This is a genomic window from Pseudomonas sp. BN607 (assembly GCF_029871175.1).
Taxonomy (GTDB): domain Bacteria; phylum Pseudomonadota; class Gammaproteobacteria; order Pseudomonadales; family Pseudomonadaceae; genus Aquipseudomonas.
Genome location: NZ_SSOE01000066.1, coordinates 186,134 through 204,587 on the forward strand (window position 1 = coordinate 186,134; position 18,454 = coordinate 204,587).

The 18,454-nt window shown below is 62.4% G+C and carries 21 protein-coding genes and 1 riboswitch; of the genes, 13 read left to right on the forward strand and 8 right to left on the reverse strand.

Going from position 1 to position 18,454, the window contains the following annotated elements; genetic code table 11:
• A complete protein-coding gene (gene upp, locus E8E68_RS23855) occupies nt 1-639 on the reverse strand; it encodes a uracil phosphoribosyltransferase (protein ID WP_003247366.1) in 639 nt (212 codons plus the stop codon).
• 160 nt (nt 640-799) lie between these two features.
• Here upp and E8E68_RS23860 point away from each other — a divergent pair, with 160 nt between their 5' ends.
• The 4 genes from E8E68_RS23860 (at nt 800) to E8E68_RS23875 (ending at nt 2,723) form a co-directional block, all read left to right on the forward strand.
• Nucleotides 800-1,357, forward strand: a complete 558-nt coding sequence (locus tag E8E68_RS23860; RefSeq protein ID WP_280345487.1) for a hypoxanthine-guanine phosphoribosyltransferase — start codon at nt 800-802, stop codon at nt 1,355-1,357.
• A gap of 2 nt (nt 1,358-1,359) precedes the next feature.
• The gene (locus E8E68_RS23865; RefSeq protein ID WP_266028594.1) at nt 1,360-1,833 is read left to right on the forward strand and encodes a WbuC family cupin fold metalloprotein; all 474 of its coding nucleotides are present in this window, start codon (nt 1,360-1,362) and stop codon (nt 1,831-1,833) included.
• 60 nt (nt 1,834-1,893) lie between these two features.
• Nucleotides 1,894-2,364 carry a hypothetical protein gene (locus E8E68_RS23870; RefSeq protein ID WP_266028593.1) on the forward strand — a complete coding sequence of 157 codons (471 nt, stop codon included), beginning with the start codon at nt 1,894-1,896 and terminating at the stop codon, nt 2,362-2,364.
• 68 nt (nt 2,365-2,432) lie between these two features.
• A complete protein-coding gene (locus E8E68_RS23875) occupies nt 2,433-2,723 on the forward strand; it encodes a PA4642 family protein (protein ID WP_280345492.1) in 291 nt (96 codons plus the stop codon).
• A 165-nt stretch (nt 2,724-2,888) separates the two neighbouring features.
• On the opposite strand, the gene mqo is transcribed toward E8E68_RS23875, so the two are convergent.
• Entirely contained in the window at nt 2,889-4,397 is a 1,509-nt protein-coding gene (gene mqo / locus E8E68_RS23880; RefSeq protein ID WP_280345497.1) for a malate dehydrogenase (quinone), read from the reverse strand.
• A 600-nt stretch (nt 4,398-4,997) separates the two neighbouring features.
• Nucleotides 4,998-5,231 (reverse strand): hypothetical protein, encoded by a 234-nt coding sequence (locus E8E68_RS23885; RefSeq protein ID WP_266028591.1) that lies wholly within the window; start codon nt 5,229-5,231, stop codon nt 4,998-5,000.
• Nucleotides 5,232-5,376: 145 nt separating this feature from the next.
• On the opposite strand from E8E68_RS23885, the gene E8E68_RS23890 reads away from it, so the two are divergent.
• Nucleotides 5,377-5,961 (forward strand): YajG family lipoprotein, encoded by a 585-nt coding sequence (locus E8E68_RS23890; RefSeq protein WP_110745502.1) that lies wholly within the window; start codon nt 5,377-5,379, stop codon nt 5,959-5,961.
• Between the two features lie 40 nt (nt 5,962-6,001).
• On the opposite strand, the gene E8E68_RS23895 is transcribed toward E8E68_RS23890, so the two are convergent.
• Entirely contained in the window at nt 6,002-6,208 is a 207-nt protein-coding gene (locus E8E68_RS23895; protein ID WP_110745503.1) for a hypothetical protein, read from the reverse strand.
• Nucleotides 6,209-6,368: 160 nt separating this feature from the next.
• Between E8E68_RS23895 and E8E68_RS23900 the strand changes: the two genes are divergently transcribed.
• Nucleotides 6,369-6,629 carry a hypothetical protein gene (locus E8E68_RS23900; protein ID WP_110745504.1) on the forward strand — a complete coding sequence of 87 codons (261 nt, stop codon included), beginning with the start codon at nt 6,369-6,371 and terminating at the stop codon, nt 6,627-6,629.
• A 33-nt stretch (nt 6,630-6,662) separates the two neighbouring features.
• Here E8E68_RS23900 and E8E68_RS23905 read toward each other — a convergent pair whose 3' ends face one another.
• Nucleotides 6,663-7,832 carry a 1-acyl-sn-glycerol-3-phosphate acyltransferase gene (locus E8E68_RS23905; RefSeq protein ID WP_266028589.1) on the reverse strand — a complete coding sequence of 390 codons (1,170 nt, stop codon included), beginning with the start codon at nt 7,830-7,832 and terminating at the stop codon, nt 6,663-6,665.
• 122 nt (nt 7,833-7,954) lie between these two features.
• Here E8E68_RS23905 and E8E68_RS23910 point away from each other — a divergent pair, with 122 nt between their 5' ends.
• The 4 genes from E8E68_RS23910 to E8E68_RS23925 all read left to right on the forward strand — a co-directional run bounded on the left by E8E68_RS23910 (nt 7,955) and on the right by E8E68_RS23925 (nt 9,977).
• Nucleotides 7,955-8,137 (forward strand): CPXCG motif-containing cysteine-rich protein, encoded by a 183-nt coding sequence (locus E8E68_RS23910; protein ID WP_266028588.1) that lies wholly within the window; start codon nt 7,955-7,957, stop codon nt 8,135-8,137.
• On the forward strand, nt 8,137-8,397 hold the full coding sequence (locus E8E68_RS23915) for a DUF2007 domain-containing protein (RefSeq protein ID WP_280345504.1): 261 nt from the start codon (nt 8,137-8,139) through the stop codon (nt 8,395-8,397). The genes E8E68_RS23910 and E8E68_RS23915 overlap by 1 nt, the downstream gene beginning before the upstream one ends.
• Nucleotides 8,398-8,412: 15 nt before the next feature.
• Nucleotides 8,413-9,033 carry an SOS response-associated peptidase gene (locus E8E68_RS23920; RefSeq protein ID WP_110745508.1) on the forward strand — a complete coding sequence of 207 codons (621 nt, stop codon included), beginning with the start codon at nt 8,413-8,415 and terminating at the stop codon, nt 9,031-9,033.
• 125 nt (nt 9,034-9,158) lie between these two features.
• Nucleotides 9,159-9,977 (forward strand): M48 family metallopeptidase, encoded by an 819-nt coding sequence (locus E8E68_RS23925; RefSeq protein WP_110745509.1) that lies wholly within the window; start codon nt 9,159-9,161, stop codon nt 9,975-9,977.
• Nucleotides 9,978-10,019: 42 nt separating this feature from the next.
• On the opposite strand, the gene E8E68_RS23930 is transcribed toward E8E68_RS23925, so the two are convergent.
• The 3 genes from E8E68_RS23930 to E8E68_RS23940 all read right to left on the reverse strand — a co-directional run bounded on the left by E8E68_RS23930 (nt 10,020) and on the right by E8E68_RS23940 (nt 12,888).
• The gene (locus E8E68_RS23930) at nt 10,020-10,604 is read right to left on the reverse strand and encodes a TMEM165/GDT1 family protein (protein ID WP_003247342.1); all 585 of its coding nucleotides are present in this window, start codon (nt 10,602-10,604) and stop codon (nt 10,020-10,022) included.
• Nucleotides 10,605-10,692: 88 nt separating this feature from the next.
• Nucleotides 10,693-10,831, reverse strand: a riboswitch (yybP-ykoY riboswitch).
• 39 nt (nt 10,832-10,870) lie between these two features.
• Nucleotides 10,871-11,869, reverse strand: coding sequence for a class I SAM-dependent methyltransferase (locus E8E68_RS23935; RefSeq protein WP_280345511.1), 999 nt, complete (start codon nt 11,867-11,869; stop codon nt 10,871-10,873).
• A gap of 53 nt (nt 11,870-11,922) precedes the next feature.
• Entirely contained in the window at nt 11,923-12,888 is a 966-nt protein-coding gene (locus tag E8E68_RS23940) for a 2-hydroxyacid dehydrogenase (RefSeq protein ID WP_280345514.1), read from the reverse strand.
• 192 nt (nt 12,889-13,080) lie between these two features.
• On the opposite strand from E8E68_RS23940, the gene E8E68_RS23945 reads away from it, so the two are divergent.
• From E8E68_RS23945 to E8E68_RS23955, 3 genes are all read left to right on the forward strand, one after another.
• The gene (locus E8E68_RS23945) at nt 13,081-14,763 is read left to right on the forward strand and encodes a fatty acid--CoA ligase (RefSeq protein WP_266028582.1); all 1,683 of its coding nucleotides are present in this window, start codon (nt 13,081-13,083) and stop codon (nt 14,761-14,763) included.
• A gap of 332 nt (nt 14,764-15,095) precedes the next feature.
• Nucleotides 15,096-16,982, forward strand: a complete 1,887-nt coding sequence (locus tag E8E68_RS23950) for a DUF1302 domain-containing protein (RefSeq protein WP_280345519.1) — start codon at nt 15,096-15,098, stop codon at nt 16,980-16,982.
• Nucleotides 16,983-17,007: 25 nt separating this feature from the next.
• A complete protein-coding gene (locus E8E68_RS23955; protein WP_280345522.1) occupies nt 17,008-18,372 on the forward strand; it encodes a DUF1329 domain-containing protein in 1,365 nt (454 codons plus the stop codon).
• Nucleotides 18,373-18,454: the final 82 nt, after the last annotated feature.

The window sequence follows — 18,454 nt, forward strand, 5'->3', positions numbered from 1 at the left end:
TCAGGCGTCCTTTTGCTTGGTGCCGAAGATCTTGTCACCGGCATCGCCCAGGCCTGGCACGATGTAGCCGTGCTCGTTCAGGCGCTGGTCGATCGAGGCGGTGTAGATTTTCACGTCCGGGTGGGCTTTTTCCACCACCTCGATGCCTTCTGGCGCGGCGACCAGCACCATGGCGCGAATCTCTTTGCAGCCAGCCTTTTTCAGCAGGTCGATGGTGGCGACCATCGAACCGCCAGTGGCCAGCATCGGGTCGATGATCAGGGCCAGGCGCTGGTTGATGTCTGGCGCGAGCTTTTCCAGGTAGGTGTGGGCTTCCAGGGTTTCTTCGTTGCGGGCAACGCCAACGGCGCTGACCTTGGCACCCGGGATCAGGCTGAGCACGCCATCGAGCATGCCGATGCCGGCGCGCAGGATCGGTACTACAGTGATCTTCTTGCCGGCGATTTTTTCCACCGAGACCTTGCCACACCAGCCGTCGATCTCGTAGGTTTCGAGTGGCAGGTCCTGGGTGGCCTCATAGGTCAGAAGGGCGCCGACTTCCTGGGCGAGTTCGCGAAAATTCTTGGTGCTGATATCGGCACGGCGCATCAGGCCGAGCTTGTGGCGGATCAGCGGATGGCGGATCTCACGAGTGGGCATAGGGGGGCTCCGAAAGGCGGGCAAAAAAACCGCGCTAGATTAATCTATTCAGCCTGTGCTGTCGTCTGGTCATTCTGGACGTTAGTCCATAAATGCTTGATCTGTGACGAGCGGATGCGTACCTTTGCCCGCTTTTCCAAATTGCACCCCGGAGAGCGCCATGTCCGCCGATCTCGAGCATATCCGTCAAGTCATGCGTGAAGCTGACTGCCTGTACACCGAAGCCGAAGTCGAAGCGGCCATCGCCAAGGTCGGCGAGCAGATCTGCAAAGACCTGCACGACAAGAACCCGGTGGTGTTCTGCGTAATGAACGGTGGCCTGATCTTCTCCGGCAAACTGCTGACCCACCTGCAGTTCCCGCTGGAAGCCTCGTACCTGCACGCCACCCGCTACCGCAACCAGACCAGCGGCGGCGAGTTGTTCTGGAAGGCCAAGCCGGAAGTGTCGTTCATCGAACGTGACGTGCTGATCGTCGACGACATCCTCGACGAAGGCCACACCCTCAGCGCCATCATCGAGTTCTGCAAGCACGCCGGCGCGCGCTCGGTGCACACTGCGGTGCTGATCGACAAGGACCACGACCGCAAGGCCAGCCCGGACCTCAAGGCCAACTACGTGGGCCTGCCCTGCGTCGACCGCTACATCTTCGGTTACGGCATGGACTACAAAGGCTACTGGCGCAACGCCAACGGCATCTTCGCCGTGAAGGGGCTGTGATCATGCGCCAGCCTGCGTTCATCGACCAATCGCTGTTCGCCGGGCTGGCCGAAAAGGCTGCTGCCAACCCGCGCGGGCGGCAGCATCACACCTTCCACGAAATGGAAGAGCCGTGCCATCGCATGGCGGTCGGGCTGCAGCCGACGACCTACATCCCGCCGCACCGCCACCTGAGCGCCGACAAGGCAGAGACCTTGCTGGTGCTCAAGGGGCGCTTTGGCCTGCTGATTTTCGATGAGCAGGGCGGGGTCACTGCCAAGCGGGTGCTGCAGGCTGGGGGCGACTGCCTGGGGGTCGACCTGGCGCCGGGTACCTACCATGGCTTGGTGGTGCTGGAGCCCGACAGCATCCTGTTCGAGTGCAAGGCTGGGCCGTACCGGCCGGTAGGCGAGGGCGAGCATGCGCACTGGGCGCCGCGCGAGGGTGAGGCGGGTGTAGCCGAGTACCAGGCCTGGTTGCGCGCGCAGTTCGATTGATGGCGCCGGTACAGCCCAGACACAGCGTGCTAGAGTGCTCCTTCATACAAGGAGCCTCACATGCGTGCGATTCTTCCCCTCCTGTTGGCCTTCAGCCTGCCACTCGCCGCCGCACCCCTGCACAGCCAGTTCCTGCCACCTGACGACCTGTCCCTGCGCCAGGAAGCGCCGACCAGCCAGCAACTGCTGCAAGTGACCGATTACTCGGTGGTAGTCGGGGCCCAGCGCCAGTCCGACCAGCAACCGATCCCGATCACTTCGTCGCTGCAGGTGCGCCTGAAGGGCAAGCCGTTGAGCAAGGGCGCCACCATCGCTCAGGTGCTGCTGACCTTCGACGGTGAAGCCGCCAAGAGCCTGAAGAAGCCGGTGTATGACGAAAAAACCCGCACCTTGAGCCTGAATTACCCGGTGAGCGACTACCGGGTGATCATGGACCTGTTGCGCAACGAAACGCTGTACGTGCAGTTTCTTACGTATGGCAACGGCCATATATGGGCCGACTTGCACACCGGCACCGTACGTACGCGTTGAGGCGCGTAGCCTGCGAGGGGTAAACTGCCGGCCTTCGAAATTCCGTGATGGTCCAGTTGGAGTCGGCAATGCGTAAAGACAAGAAACAGGTAATCGGTGACGAAATCAGCGACGACTACATCAAGTCGTTCCTTCAGTTCGAGCCGGCCGATGGCGTGACCTCGCCGTCGCTGCACAAGCTGGTCAAGGCTTACCGTGGCCTGCGCGTCGATGACTTCGAGCGCTTTGTCGGCTTCTTCGTCGAGGCTGGCCTGGACCTGGATGGCAAGGACGAGCACGGCAAGACCTTCGTCGAGCAGATTGCCGACCAGCGCAATGCGCCGGAGTACATCGAGATCATCAATAACGCCCGCGGCTGATCTTCAACCTGTGCTGGCCCTTTCGCGGGCTCGCCCGCTCCCACAGGGATGAGGGCAGCGCCGAACCTGTGGGAGCGGGCAAGCCCGCGAAGAGGCCCACACAGGTTGATAGATCGCCAGACACAAAAAAACGCCCCGAGGGGCGTTTTTTCGTTAGCGGGCGGTTCAGGCGTAATGCTTGGCCGCCGGGCTGCTTTCTGCCAGGTCCAGCGCCACGTCGTTTTCGGCACTGATCTTGTGGTACAGGGCAGCATCGGTCGCCAGGGTCTTCTCGCGTGCGGGGAAGATTTCCTTGAGCTTGGCAGCCCAGGCACCCTTGGCCTGCTCGGGGAAGCAGCGCTCGATCAGTTCCAGCATGATCGATACGGTTACCGAAGCACCCGGCGATGCGCCGAGCAGTGCCGCCAGGCTGCCGTCCTGTGCCGAGACCAGCTCGGTACCGAACTGCAGCACGCCGCCTTTCTTCGGGTCTTTCTTGATGATCTGGACGCGCTGACCTGCCACTTCCAGGCGCCAGTCTTCAGCCTTGGCCTGTGGATAGAAGCGACGCAGGGCTTCCAGGCGCTGCTCCATCGACTGCATCACTTCGCTGACCAGGTACTTGGTCAGGTCCATGTTGTCGCGGGCCACGGCCAGCATTGGGCCAATGTTGCCCATGCGTACCGACAGCGGCAGGTCCATCAGTGAACCGTGCTTGAGGAACTTGGTAGTGAAACCGGCATATGGGCCGAACAGCAGCGAAGTCTTGCCGTCCACGACGCGGGTGTCCAGGTGCGGTACCGACATCGGCGGGGCGCCGACAGCGGCCTGGCTGTAAACCTTGGCCTGGTGCTGCTTGACGATTTCCGGGTTGTCGCAACGCAGCCACTGGCCGCTGACCGGGAAGCCGCCGAAGCCCTTGCTTTCCGGGATGCCGGACAACTGCAGCAACGGCAGGGCCGCGCCACCGGCGCCGAGGAACACAAAGCGGGCATCCACTTCGCGGCTGCCGCCGCTGTTGACGTCCTTGATGCTCACGGTCCAGCCGCTGCCATTACGGCGCAGGCCAACGACTTTCTTGCTGTACTTGACCTGCGCGTCCGGCGAGTCTCCCAGCAGCTTGAGCAGCTTGTTGGTCAGGGCGCCGAAGTTGACATCGGTACCTTTGGCCACGCGGGTTGCGGCGATATGCTGGTCGGCCGGGCGGCCAGGCATCATCAGCGGCATCCAGTCGTTCATCACGGCCTTGTCTTCGGTGTATTCCATGTCGGCGAAGGCGTGGTGCTGCTTGAGCAGCTCGAAGCGCTTCTTGAGGAAGGAAACACCCTTCTCACCCTCGACGTAGCTCAGGTGCGGGACAGGGTTGATGAACGCACGCGCCGAGCCGAAGTTGCCCTTCTTGCTCAGGTAGGCCCAGAACTGGCGCGAAACCTCGAACTGGGTGTTGATGTGCACGGCCTTCTTGATGTCGATGCTGCCATCGGCGGCCTGCGGCGTGTAGTTCAGCTCGCACAGGCCGGCGTGGCCGGTACCAGCGTTGTTCCAGGGGTTGGAGCTTTCCGCGGCTCCGGAGTCCATTGCCTCGACGACCTCAAGCTTCAGGTTCGGGTCAAGCTCCTTGAGCAGTACGGCCAGGGTGGCACTCATGATGCCCGCGCCTACCAGTACCACATCAACCGATTCGTTCTGCGCCATTTAACGCGTCTCCACAATCTACAGCTACCTAATTGACAGCATAGGACCTGGGTTCGCCAGGGTCGCCATGTCCGACTTTTCGCAGTTCTTTCAACTTCCGCGGACACCGCCAATCAGTCTTCGGGTTCAGGTATTGAACGCCGTTTGCCACAGGTGCGGCAATTCGACTTATGGTCAAGGTGTCGTGCGTGCGTTATGGAACGGTTCAGACACTCATGCGCGATGAGCGTATTTGCCGCCTGTTCAGGGCTGTTCGGGAAACATCTGCCGCTTTTGCACATGCCAGACTGTTCATTTGCTCGCCACACTCTTGTGAAGTTGTGAAAACCGTTTTTTCACGCTCTTTTGGAGACGTGAACCTCAAAAGGGGACTGCGCGATGGCAACCCGCAGGTTCATGCAGTGTGAAGGGCCGGAAAAGCAGGCACGACAGCCGATGCAAGACCTGAGTGGAAGGCTCTCTGTGGGCTAAGCGGTGAAGTTGCCGGGGTCAATCGGCGAATGCGGGGCCCGATCAGGAGACGTCCTTATAATCGGGGGGAGATTATAGCGATGTCGCGGGCAGAAATGTCGCCATTCGTGGTTTTTATTGCAGCGTTTGTCAGGCCGCGAGGATGCGCTGGTGCCAGCGGCGGCTTGCGCGGGCGCAAACCCGGGCGCTGGCGGGCAGTTCGCGGCCCAGCCAGGCCAGCTGAATTTCGCCGATCTGCACCCAGCCGCTGCCGCTGGGTGCCTGGGTGCATTGCTTGAAGGCCAGGCATTTGCCTTGTCCATCGAGGCGGGCGTAAACGTTGTGGCGCGGGCGTTGGAAGAGCAAGGTCCAGAGCGAGGCCATGGCGACGAGTCCTTTGCGTTAGGGCTTGGTGCAAGGATACGGGCGCGGCCATGAAACGATTGTGACAAGCGGTTCGGACCGATGACTGGTCGATATCAGGCTAGGTATACTGTGCCCCTTAGCCGCATTTTCTGGAGAAACGCGCATGTTGCAACGTCTGTTGTTCGGTTTGCTTGCCGTGGCCAGCCTTAGCCTGGTCGGTTGTGCCCACAGCCCGCAACAACTCAACCCGCAACCCACGCTCAAGGCCCAGTTGGCCCCGGTCGGCCACGGCCAGCCGGTGGTGGTCCGGGTGGTTGACGGCCGCCCATCGCAGTCCCTGGGCACCCGCGGTGGCATGTACCCCGAGACCAGCACCATCAGTGTCAGCGGTAACGACATCGTGCCCAAGCTGCAGGCCCAGGCCGAGGCTGCTGTGCGCCTGCTCGGCTTCACCCCGACGCCGAACGCCTACAACGCACCGCAGCTGACCGTGACCCTGGCAGAGCTGAAGTATCAGTCGCCGAAAGACAACCTCTATGTGACCGAGGCCACCATTGGCGCCACGTTCCGTGCAGATGTGAAAAACGGCGGCCGCAGCTACAACGGCCGTTACGGTGCTTCGCTGGACCAGCGTTTCGGCATGGCGCCGAACCAGGACACCAACACCCAGCTGGTTGGCGATGTGCTGAGCGATGCACTGACCCGCTTGTTCAAAGACCCGACCATCGGCCAGGTGCTCGGCCAGTAAGCGTGTTGTTGCCTGTACCGGCCTCTTCGTCGGTACAGGCTCACGCTGCTGCTATGTGGAAATCCAGCAGGCTGAAGCCGGTGCTGGCATCCACCTCCGGCAAATCCTCATGCGCATGCCCGCCCAGCGCACAGTAGACCAGCCACTGACGGTCCTGCACATTGATGGCAAAACCATCGATCAGCGCCTGTTGTTCATCGCTCTGGGCAACGAGGTAGAGGCGGTCCTGGTTTTCGGCGTGCAGCATGAACAAGCTCCGTGTCATGAAAAGGCCGACAGGGTGGCCTGCTCAGATGACGAGCGGATGACAGATGAAATTTAATGACAGTTTGTCGCCAAGGCCGGGCGCCACGGGGCGAGTTGGGTAGAATGCGGGCCTTTGCCGTCGCTTTCACCGAGGTTGCGTGATGTCCTTGCAAGTGCTCTGGGGGTTCCTGGCCGCCCATCCTACCAAGCTGATCAACGTACTGGCGCTGCTGCTGACCTGCCCGGGCGGGTTGCTGCTGCACAGCGCGCGGCGGCGCGAGGCCGAAACCCGCGAGAGCCTGGCACTGGAGGAAGGGCTGGTGGATGCGTTCGACCTGCGGGTGCCCAAGTACTTTTATATTCTTGGGTTTGCTTGCCTGGCGATGGCGTTGCTGCTGTCCTGGTTCAGTACCTGGCTCTGAAATTCCGGGGCCGCACAGCAGCCCCGGTATCTGTCAGGCTACCGGTGCCTGCTGCTTGACCTGGTACTGGTTACGCACCGGGGTCGCATACTGCAGCACCAGGTACGGACGCTGCTCTTCAGGGCAGGCATCCAGCCGGCGCTGCCATTCTTCCTTGGCTTTGGCCAGTTCGTCCGCCGGGAACACCTTCTCCGCCCCCGGCACTTGCAGGGCTTCGTCCTTGCCTTCCCACATCGCATAGGCCAGGTAGTGCACCGGGAACAACCGGTAGCCACCCAGAATTTGCCGGTCGATTTCCGCCGCCAGCTGCTTGGTGTCCTCGTAGTACTCGGTCACCGGGGGGGCAAAGTTGATGTGCACCCGCCCCTTGTAGCCGGTAATGCCCTTGGCAATGCTGTTGTCGTCCTCGCCCGGTGCCTTCTTGTAGGTGCCGGTGGTGGCGCGGATGTACAGCTCGCGGGCCTTGGCCTGGTCGCATGGGTCGTATTCGTAGCTGATCGACACCGGGGTCAGGTTCAGGCTCTGGATAACTGCCCCGAACGCCTCGTCCTTGCGGCTCATGTGGAACATCTTGAGGATCGCCGAGTCAGTACGATCATCACCGTCCTTGGCCCGGCCTTCAGCCTGGGCAATCCAGATCGAGGTCGCGTCATTGCGGATCGAGTGATTGATGTAGGCCGAGAGCAACTGGTAGGCAGCGAGCTTTTCCCGGCGCCCACTGATCGAGCGGTGCACGATGAAGCTCTTGTTCAGGCGCATCATGTCGCTGACGAACGGCTTTTGCAGCAGGTTGTCACCGATGGCGATGCGTGGGGTGGGCAAGCCTGCGTGGTACACCGCGTAGTTGACGAACGCCGGGTCCATGACGATGTCGCGGTGGTTGGCCAGGAACAGATAGGCGGTACCGGCCTTGAGCTGTTCCACGCCCGAATAAGTGACGCCGTCGGTGGCGCGATCGATGGTCTGGTCGACGTAGTACTCGACTTTGTCCTGCAAGGTCGAAACGCATGTGACACCGGCGAATTCCTTGCGCAGGCGTCGGGCGATCAGCGGCTTGAGCAACCAGCCGAGAGCTCCGGCCGCGCGCGGGAAGCGAAAGTGGGTGAGGATATCGAGGAATGCCGGGTCGCTGAGCAGGCGTGCCAGAACGGCAGGGACCTCAGCATCGTCGTACGGTCGGATGGCATCGAATTCGCCCATCATGCTCTCTTGTTGGAAACGGCTAGGGTAATAAGGTAGGGGCGGGCTCCGAAAAACGGCTCGGACGCACACAGGCCCTTCAAACAGACCGGCAATTATACGCATAAGTCACCCCGGAGGCCGCGATGCTTGAAATTGCGATCTACGATTGCCCTTATTGTGGCGAAGAAGTCGAAACCACGGTGGACCTGTCTGGCGGCGATCAGGAGTACATCGAGGATTGTCAGGTGTGCTGCAAGCCTATCCGCTTCGTGCTGCAGGTTCATGGCGAGGAATGGATGCTGGATGTTTTTGGCGAGAACGACTGATGCGGCGGATCTACGAACCGGAAAACCTGCTTGAAGCCGAAATGCTTCTGGGCATGCTGGCCAGCGAGGGCATCGACGTGCAATTGATGGGCCGTGACTTGATGGGCGCTGTGGGCGAACTGCCTGTGCAAGGCCTGCTCGGCCTAGCGGTGGCGGATGAGCAGGCCGAGTACGCACGGCAGCTGATCGATGCGTACAATGGTGCCCAGCCACTGGTTGGCGACGAACCGGAGAGTTTCCCCGGTACCTTGATCTGCTAGGTTCTGAATTCGCCCATGTGTGGACGTTACGCCCTGTTTCGCTGGCCCCAGGCCCTTGCCAGTCTGCCGGGCTTTCCCGCAGGCCAGCCGGCCCAATGGAATATTGCGCCCGGGGCTTCGGTGCTGATCCAGCGCCAGCTCGACGGCCAGCAGCAGTTGGCCAAGGCGCGCTGGGGGCTGACCCCGGCCTGGCTTACCGACCTGTCCCGCACCCCTGCCCATGCCCGTGCCGAAACGTTGGCCGAGCAACCCATGTTCCGCGAGGCGTTTCGCCAGCGCCGTTGCCTGATGCCGGCCAACGGTTTTTACGAGTGGCGGGGTACCGTGCGCAAGCGCCCCTATTGGCTGACGCCGGGGGAGGGCGCCTCGCTGTATTTTGCTGCTGTCTGGGAGGCCTACCCGGTGCAGGACCAGGTATGGCTGAGCTGCGCGGTGGTGACCCAGGCCGCCATGAACCAGCGCCGGCCGCTGATCCTTGACGAAGCCGGGCAGGCGGCCTGGCTCGACCCGGATACGCCGGTTACCCGTTTGCACGAACTGCTGGCCAGCCCGCCGGGCCAACTGCGCGAGCGGGCTTTGGCGACTTTCGTCAATGATCCCAAGCTGGATGCGCCGGAGTGTCTGACCCCGGCCTGAGGTACTGCCTGCCCCGGGCTGTTCGCGGCTGAGGCCAATGCAGGCGACGAAAATCTTCCCTGCGGCTATAGCGGCTACTGGCGACTCGGCCTAGGATACGGCGCATGTAAAAAGGGAGTGTTTTCATGCGTAAGTCTTTTGTCGTCAGCCTTTTGAGTGCTGGCATCCTGCTGGCCGGCTGCCAGGCGGTGAACACCACCAGCGGCGGTGCTGTCGGCGTCGAGCGCCAGCAGTACATGTTCAGCATGCTCTCGACCGATGAGGTCAACCAGATGTACGCCCAGTCGTACCAGCAGACCCTGGGTGAAGCCTCGAGCAAGGGTGTGCTCGACAAGTCCAGCGCCGATGCCAAGCGTGTGCAGGCAATCGCCAATCGCCTGATCGCCCAGACGCCCAAGTTCCGCCCGGATGCCGCGCAGTGGGACTGGCAAGTCAACGTGATCAAGAGTGATGAGCTGAACGCCAACTGCGGCCCTGGCGGCAAGATCATCGTCTACACCGGCCTGATCGATCAGCTCAAACTCACCGACGCGGAAATTGCCGCCGTAGTGGGCCACGAGATCGCGCATGCCCTGCGTGAACACAGCCGTGAAGCCATGTCCAAGGCGTACGGTGTGGAAATGGCCCGCCAGGGTGCCGGTGCCATCTTCGGCCTCGGCCAGAGCAGCATGGCGATGGCCGACACGGTGGTGAACTACGCCATGACCCTGCCCAACAGCCGGGCCAACGAAAACGAGGCCGACCTGATTGGCCTGGAACTGTCGGCGCGTGCCGGCTACGACCCGAACGCCGCGATCACGCTGTGGAACAAGATGAGCAAGGCCTCCGAAGGGGCGCCGCCCGAGTTCATGAGCACTCACCCGGCGTCCGATAGCCGCATTGCTTCATTGCAGGCGGCGATTCCGAAGGTGATGCCGCTGTATCAGGCTGCGGCCAAGCAGTAATCGCTTGAATCGTGGGGGCGCCAAGCGCCCCCCCTTTTCATGTTACCCAATCCAGCCACTGGCCTTCATCGCCGAGTAAACGGCCACGATCGCCAGCACGAAGAACGCCGTGGCCGCCAGGCGGCGAATCAACGTCAATGGCAGCTTGTCGGCCGCGAAGTTACCCGCCAGCACCACCGGCACGTTGGCAATCAGCATGCCGAGGGTGGTACCGATGATGACCATGATCAGGTGCGGGTACTGTGCAGCCAGCATCACCGTGGCGACCTGGGTCTTGTCGCCGATTTCCGCCAGGAAGAATGCGATCAGCGTGGTCAGGAATGGCCCGAAGCGGCGTGCCGGGTTCTCGTCGTCGTCCATCTTGTCCGGCACCAGGGTCCACAGCGCCGTAGCGGTAAAGCTCGCAGCCAGAATCCAGTGCAGTGCCGAATCACTGAAGAAACTGCCGACCCACGCGCCAACGGCACCGGCTGCGGCATGGTTGGCCAGGGTGGCGGCGATGATGCCGGCGATGATCGGCCATGGCTTGCGGAAGCGGGCAGCGAGAATGAGCGCGAGCAGTTGCGTCTTGTCGCCGATTTCGGCGAGAGCAACGATAGCGGTGGGGACCAACAGAGATTCCAGCATCAGGATTCCTACGGGGGCGGGTCGACACGGCTATGACACGTACAGCCTCCCCGCCCCGGGTAAGGTGTGCGTGTCATAGGTCTTGTCAAACCCCGTATCCGTCTATGCGGATCTCTCCATGCAGGCTCGCATGGGGGTCGCACGCGCCATGGTCTGTGGACCAAGTATGTTGACGCGTACCGGGCGAGCTGGGTGCTCGCGGGAGACTACTCCCCTAGGACGGTGCGGATTCTGCCTCGGTAAAACGCTTTCGGCAAGCGCTGTTTTTATCCGTGCGTGGCCTGGTAGATACGGAAGCCATCGGCTTCTTCGCGTACTTGGCAGTTGCCCAACGCCCCTTCGATCAGCGGCTGGTAGCGCAGGAAGCTATTGGCTACCAGGCGCATTTCGCCGCCTTTTTGCAGATGATCGGCCGATTTTTTCAGCAAGTTTTCCGAGGCCTGGTAGTTGGTGTGAACCCCGGTGTGGAACGGTGGGTTGCTCAGGATCAGGCTCAACCCGGTTGGCGCCGCGTCGATGCCGTCACCGCTGATCACCTCACCCTCCAGCCCATTGGCGGCCAACGTCAGGCGGCTGGCGGCCACGGCGAAGGCATCCACGTCCAACAGTGTCACCCGGTTTTGCGGGTAACGGCGTTTGACCGTTGCGCCCAGCACCCCGGCACCGCAGCCAAAGTCCAGCACGTGCCCGCTGGGCAGGCCATCCAGGTGCTTGAGCAGCAGCGCGGTGCCCCGGTCGAGGCGGCCGTGGCTGAACACCCCGGGCAGGCTGACCACTTGCAGCGGGCCGTCTTCCAGGGCCAACTCGAAGCGCTCGGCCAGGGTTTCCAAGGGCTTGGCCTCGGGGGCGTGCTCGACGGTCACCTGCCAGAGCTGGCAATGGCGGGCGCTGTCGAGCTTGCGCGGCTTGCCGAAGGCCTGCAACTGCTTGGCTGCGCCTTCGATACCGCCGCGCTTTTCTCCAACCAGGTACAGCTCACGGCCAGCCAGGCGCGCGGCCAAGGCATTGAGCAGGTAGGCTGCCAGCTCGCGGGATTTGGGCAGGAACAGCACGGCGCTGTCGAAAGCCGCAGCTGGAGGCTCCACGGCGTAATGACTGCGACCGGCGAAGCGGCTGTCGAGCATGGCCTGATCGCCGGCATGCCAGGTCCAGGCCTGGGCCTGGGGCAACTGGCCGAGCAAGTCGTCGGCGGGGGCGCCGGCGAGCAGCAGCGGCCCCTGGAACAGCTCTGCCTGGCGGAGCAACACTTCACTGCGCGGGTCCATGGACGACGCCTCCTGGAAAAAGTGGCGCAGTGTAGCAGAGGCAGGCGCTGGGCTCAGCTGACCACGCGGCGGGGCTGCCCGGCGAAGAAGCCCTGAGCGTTCTCGCTGAGCTGGCCGACGATGCGCTGGCGCGACTCCACTGCGCCCCAGGCGCTGTGTGGGGTGATGATCAGGCGTGGGATGCCGGGTTCGAGCAACGGGTTGCCGTTGACCGGTGGCTCTACGCTCAATACGTCGGTGGCGGCGCCGCCCAGGTGGCCGCTGCGCAGAGCGTCGGCCAGGGCCTGTTCATCGATCAGGCCGCCACGCGCGGTGTTGACTACCAGCGCACCGGGTTTGAGCAGGGCCAGTTCGCGGGCACCGAGCATGTGCCGGGTGTGCTCGTTCAGCGGGCAATGCAGGGTCAGCGCGTCGACTTGCGGCAGCAGCTCGGCCAGCGGCAGGCGGTCGGCGCGTTCCGGCCGGCCGGGGATCTGCCCGCTGATTACGCGCATGCCGAAGGCTTCGGCCAGCCGTGCCACCGCGCCGCCCAGCTCGCCGTGGCCGAGCAGGCCAAGGGTCTTGCCCTCCAGCTCGACGATAGGGAAGTCCAGCAGGCAGAACTGGCTGGCCTTGGCCCACTGGCCTTCGGCCACCGCCTGGTTGTAGTCGCACAGCCGGGTGGCCAGCGCCAGTAACAGGGCCAGCGTGTGCTGGGCGACCGAGGGCGTGCCATAGCCCTGGCAGTTGCACACGGTGATGCCCTGGGCGCGAGCGGCGGCCAGGTCGACATTGTTGGTGCCCGTGGCGGCCACCAGGATCAGCTTCAGTTGCGGGTTGGCGGCCAGCGTTGCGGCGTCGAGCATGACCTTGTTGCTGACCACGGCCACGGCGCCCTGGAGGCGTTCAGCCACTTGCTCGGGGCGGGTGGCGGCGAACAGCTCGAACTCGTCGAACTGCTGCTGCAGGGGCGAGAGGTCGAGGTCGCCAAGGTCCAGGGACTGGTGATCGAGAAACACGGCGCGACGCGGGCTGGGCATTGGGGCTCTCCGGAGGGCAGGGCGGAATGTCGGTGTCACGGCGCAGTGTCTAGCCCGCGGTTACCACACGTCAACGCCCGCCACTCATACCTTTGCCAGGCAAATCATTCCTTCGGCTGATTTAGCCGTCACATTGGCGAACTACAGTAATCCCCAGACTTGTCCGGCCCGCTTTTCAGAAAAGGGATACCCATGTTGCAGACTCGCATCATCAAGCCCGCCGAGGGCGCCTACGCCTACCCATTGCTGATCAAGCGTCTGCTGATGTCTGGCAGCCGCTATGAAAAGACCCGTGAAATCGTCTACCGCGACCAGATCCGGCTCACTTATCCACAGCTCAACGAGCGCATCGCCCGCTTGGCCAACGTGCTGACCGAGGCCGGGGTCAAGGCCGGTGATACCGTGGCGGTGATGGACTGGGACAGCCACCGCTACCTGGAGTGTATGTTCGCCATCCCGATGATCGGTGCAGTGGTGCATACCATCAACGTGCGCCTGTCGCCCGAGCAAATCCTCTACACCATGAACCATGCCGAAGACCGCGTGGTGCTGGTCAATAGCGACTTCGTCGGCCTCTATCAAGGCATTGCCGGGCAGTTGACCACCGTCGACAAGACCCTGCTGCTGACCGATGGCCCGGACAAGACCGCCGAGCTGCCCAACCTGGTCGGCGAGTACGAGCAACTGCTGGCTGCCGCCAGCCCGCGCTACGACTTCCCGGACTTCGACGAAAACTCGGTGGCCACCACCTTCTACACCACCGGCACCACCGGTAACCCCAAGGGCGTGTACTTCAGCCACCGGCAACTGGTGCTGCACACGTTGGCCGAAGCTTCGGTTACCGGCAGTATCGACAGCGTGCGCCTGTTGGGCAGTAATGATGTGTACATGCCGATTACACCGATGTTCCACGTTCATGCCTGGGGCATCCCCTACGCCGCCACCATGCTCGGCATGAAACAGGTTTACCCTGGCCGCTACGAGCCAGACATGCTGGTCAGGCTGTGGCGCGAAGAGAAGGTCACCTTCTCCCATTGCGTGCCGACCATCCTGCAGATGTTGCTCAATTGCCCGAACGCCCAAGGCCAGGATTTCGCCGGCTGGAAAATCATCATCGGCGGCAGTTCGCTCAACCGTTCGCTGTACCAGGCTGCGCTGGCTCGCGGCATCCAGCTGACCGCAGCGTATGGCATGTCCGAGACCTGCCCGCTGATTTCCGCCGCGCACCTGAACGACGAACTGCAGGCCGGGAGCGAGGACGAGCGCGTCACCTACCGCATCAAGGCCGGTGTGCCGGTACCGCTGGTCGAGGCAGCCATCGTCGACGGCGACGGCAACTTCCTGCCCGCCGATGGCGAAACCCAGGGCGAGCTGGTGCTGCGAGCCCCTTGGCTGACCATGGGTTACTTCAAGGAGCCGGAAAAGAGCGAGGAGCTGTGGCAGGGCGGCTGGCTACACACCGGAGATGTCGCCACCCTCGACGGCATGGGCTACATCGACATCCGCGACCGCATCAAGGATGTGATCAAGACGGGAGGCGAGTGGATCTCCTCGCTCGACCTGGAAGACTTGATCAGTCGCCATCCTGCCGTGCGCGAAGTGGCGGTGGTGGGAGTGGCCGACCCGCAATGGGGCGAGCGGCCGTTCGCCCTGCTGGTGGTGCGCGATGGCCAGGCCATCGACGCCAAGGCATTGAAGGAACACCTCAAGCCATTTGTCGAGCAAGGTCACATCAACAAATGGGCGATTCCAAGCCAGATCGCCGTTGTTACTGAAATTCCCAAGACCAGTGTCGGCAAGCTCGACAAGAAACGCATCCGCCAGGACATCGTCCAATGGCAGGCCAGCAACAGCGCGTTCCTGTCCACGCTTTGACCGCCATGCGGGTCGCGCACGTCAGAACGCGACCCGCATGCTAGAGGGTCTGGCGCCTTGCCAAATGGCGAAAATGCGCCATCCTAATGCACTGCCAACGCGCAAACGGAGCACATTTACAGCGAGTTGGCGGCATGGAGCGCAAATCACACTTTAGAGGGATCAAGCGCCTGTGCCTTGCTGGCTATAGTCGGGGCCAGGGGATTTTCAGGAATGGGGGAGGGCGACACGCGCAAGCCGTGTCGTCGCAGGTCAAAGCCTGCAAACCGGTCGCTCGGGCCGTTCTTGAAAGGACTCACTGCCATAACAATAAAGTACATGGAGTAGCGTCGATGAAATCTGCAAACCTGTTCTGGCGCCGGGCCAAGTTGCCCTTGGCGGTCAGCCTTGCTTCCACGCTCGCAAGTCCTGCTTTCGCTGTCAGTTTCAACATCGGTGAAATCGAAGGCCAGTTCGACTCGTCGCTCTCCATCGGCGCCAGCTGGTCGACCGCCAACCCCAACAAGAACCTGATCGGGGTGAACAACGGCGGCAAGGGCCTGTCGCAGACCTCCGACGATGGCCACCTGAACTTCAAGAAGGGCGAAACCTTCTCGAAAATCTTCAAGGGCATCCATGACCTGGAACTGAAGTACGGCGATACCGGCGTGTTCGTGCGCGGCAAGTACTGGTACGACTTCGAGCTGAAGGACGAAGGCCGCGAGTTCAAGGACATCAGTGACTCCAACCGCAAGGAAGGCGCCAAGTCGTCCGGTGCCGAGTTGCTGGACGCCTTCGTGTACCACAATTATTCCATCGGCGATCAGCCGGGCTCGGTACGCTTCGGCAAGCAGGTGGTGAGCTGGGGCGAAAGTACCTTCATCGGCGGCGGCATCAACTCGATCAACCCCATCGACGTGTCGGCGTTCCGCCGCCCAGGGGCCGAGATCAAGGAAGGCCTGATCCCGGTCAACATGTTCTATATCTCGCAAAGCCTTACCGACAACCTGTCGGCCGAGGCCTTCTACCAGATCGAGTGGGACCAGACGGTTGTTGATAACTGCGGTACGTTCTTCTCGCAGCCGGACATCATCGCAGACGGTTGCACCGATAACCTGCGCGTACTCAACAGCAGCCGGACAGTGCCGGGTGCGGCTCAGCAGTTTCTCGCCACCCAAGGCGTGAACATCAACGAAGAGGGCGTGATGGTGCGCCGTGGCGCCGACCGCGATGCACGCGACAGCGGGCAGTTCGGTGTGGCCATGCGCTACATGTTCGAGCCGCTGGACACCGAGTTCGGTGCCTACTTCATGAACTACCACAGCCGTGCCCCGATCTTCAGCGCCACCGGCGCACCGGCTTCGGTGTTCTCCGGTATCGCTGGCCTGCCGGCGCAGCTGCGGGCCTTGGCGCCACTGATCGTGGCGGGTAACTCGCAATACTTCGTCGAGTACCCGGAAGACATTCGTCTGTACGGCTTGAGCTTCTCCACCACGTTGCCAACCGGCACCGCATGGAGCGGCGAAATCAGCTACCGGCCCAACGCCCCGGTGCAGTTGAACACCACCGATATCCTGTTTGCCGGTGTTCGTCCGTTGGGCGGCGCACTGACCAACGCTTCGCTGTTGACCGGTACTCCGGGCCAGGACCTTCACGGCTATCGCCGCAAGGAAATCACCCAGTTCCAGACTACCCTGACGCACTTCTTTGATCAGGTGATGGGCGCCAGCCGCATGACGGTGGTGGGCGAGGTGGGTGTCACCCACGTGGGGGGCCTGGAGAACGCCCACGATACCCGCTACGGTCGCGACCCGGTATTCGGCCCTGGCCCATTGCCTTCTACCGGCGGCGCAGATACCTGCCAGGCACTCAACGGCAGCACTATCGCCGGTGCCGGTGCCGGTGCATCGACCACCAACCTGAACCGCAAGTGCGAGAACGACGGCTACACCACCAGCACCTCGTGGGGCTACCGGGCTCGCGTCATCTGGGACTACAACGACGTATTCGCCGGGGTCAACCTCAAGCCAAGCGTGGCCTGGTCGCATGACGTTTCCGGTTACTCGCCTGGCCCTGGCGGCAACTTCGAGGAAGGCCGCAAGGCGGTCAGCCTGGGCCTGGACGCCGAGTACCAGAACACCTACACGGCTAGCCTGTCGTACACCAACTTCTTCGACGGCAAGTACAGCACCGTGGATGACCGCGACTTTGTTGCGCTCAGCTTCGGCGTGAACTTCTAAGCACACAGATCCAGGACGACACGACATGAACAAGACCAGAAGTCTGCTGCAAGCCGGTGTGCTGGGCCTGTCCCTGCTGGCGACCAGCGTCATGGCTGCGGTATCCGCCGACGAGGCGGCCAAGTTGGGCAGCACCTTGACCCCGATGGGTGCTGAGAAGGCCGGCAACGCCGATGGATCGATCGGGCCATGGGAGCCGCTGTCGAAGACCGCAGGCAGTGTCGACGGCAAGGGCTTCCTGGCCGACCCGTACGGCAGTGAAAAGCCGCTGTTTACCATCACCGCCCAGAACGCCGAGCAGTACAAGGACAAGCTTTCGCCGGGCCAGTTGGCGATGCTCAAGCGTTACCCGGACACCTTCAAGATCCCGGTATTCAAGACCCACCGCGGTTCCACGGTGCCTGCCGACGTATTCGCCGCCATCAAGGAAAACGCCACCAAGACCACCTTGGTGGAGGGCGGCAACGGCCTGAACAATTTCCGCACCGCCGTGCCGTTCCCCATCCCGAAAACCGGCCTGGAAGTGATCTGGAACCACATCACCCGCTACCGCGGCGGCAGCGTCAGCCGCCTGGTGATCCAGGCCACGCCGCAGCAGAACGGCTCGTTCAACCCAGTGTATTTCTCTGACCAGTTCGTCTTCCGCGACAAGATGAAGGATTACGACCCGAACAACCCGGGCAACATCCTGTTCTACTTCAAGCAGGAAGTGACCGCACCCGCGCGCCTGGCCGGTACCGTGCTGCTGGTCCATGAAACCCTTGACCAGGTGAAGGAGCCGCGTAAGGCGTGGATCTACAACGCCGGCCAGCGTCGCGTGCGCCAGGCGCCGCAAGTGTCGTACGACGGCCCGGGTACTGCCGCGGACGGCCTGCGAACTTCAGACAACCTGGACATGTTCAACGGCGCGCCAGATCGCTATGACTGGAAGTTGGAAGGCAAGAAGGAGCTGTACATCGCCTCCAACGCCTTCAAGCTCGATGACCCCAAGCTCAAGTACGCTGACATCATCAAGGCCGGGCATATCAACCAGGACCTGACTCGTTACGAGCTGCGCCGGGTCTGGCATGTGGTTGCAACGCTCAAGCCGGGCCAGCGGCATATCTATGCCAAGCGTGACTTCTATATCGACGAGGACACCTGGCAGGCTGCTGTGATCGACCAGTACGACGGCCGTGGCCAGCTGTGGCGCGTGTCCGAGGCGCATGCCCAGGCCTACTACAACGTCGAGGTACCCTGGTACACCCTGGAAGCCATCTATGACCTGCAGTCCGGTCGTTACCTGGCCCTGGGCATGAAGAACGAAGAGAAGCGTGCGTACGACTTCGGCTTCAGCGCCAGCAAGGCCGACTTCCAGCCAGCAGCGCTGCGCCAGTCGGGTATTCGCTAAGCTGAACGCACTCGACGCTGTGTGATCCCCAGAACGCCCCGGCTTGCCGGGGCGTTTTTTTGTTTTCCTGCTCCGGGCTTTC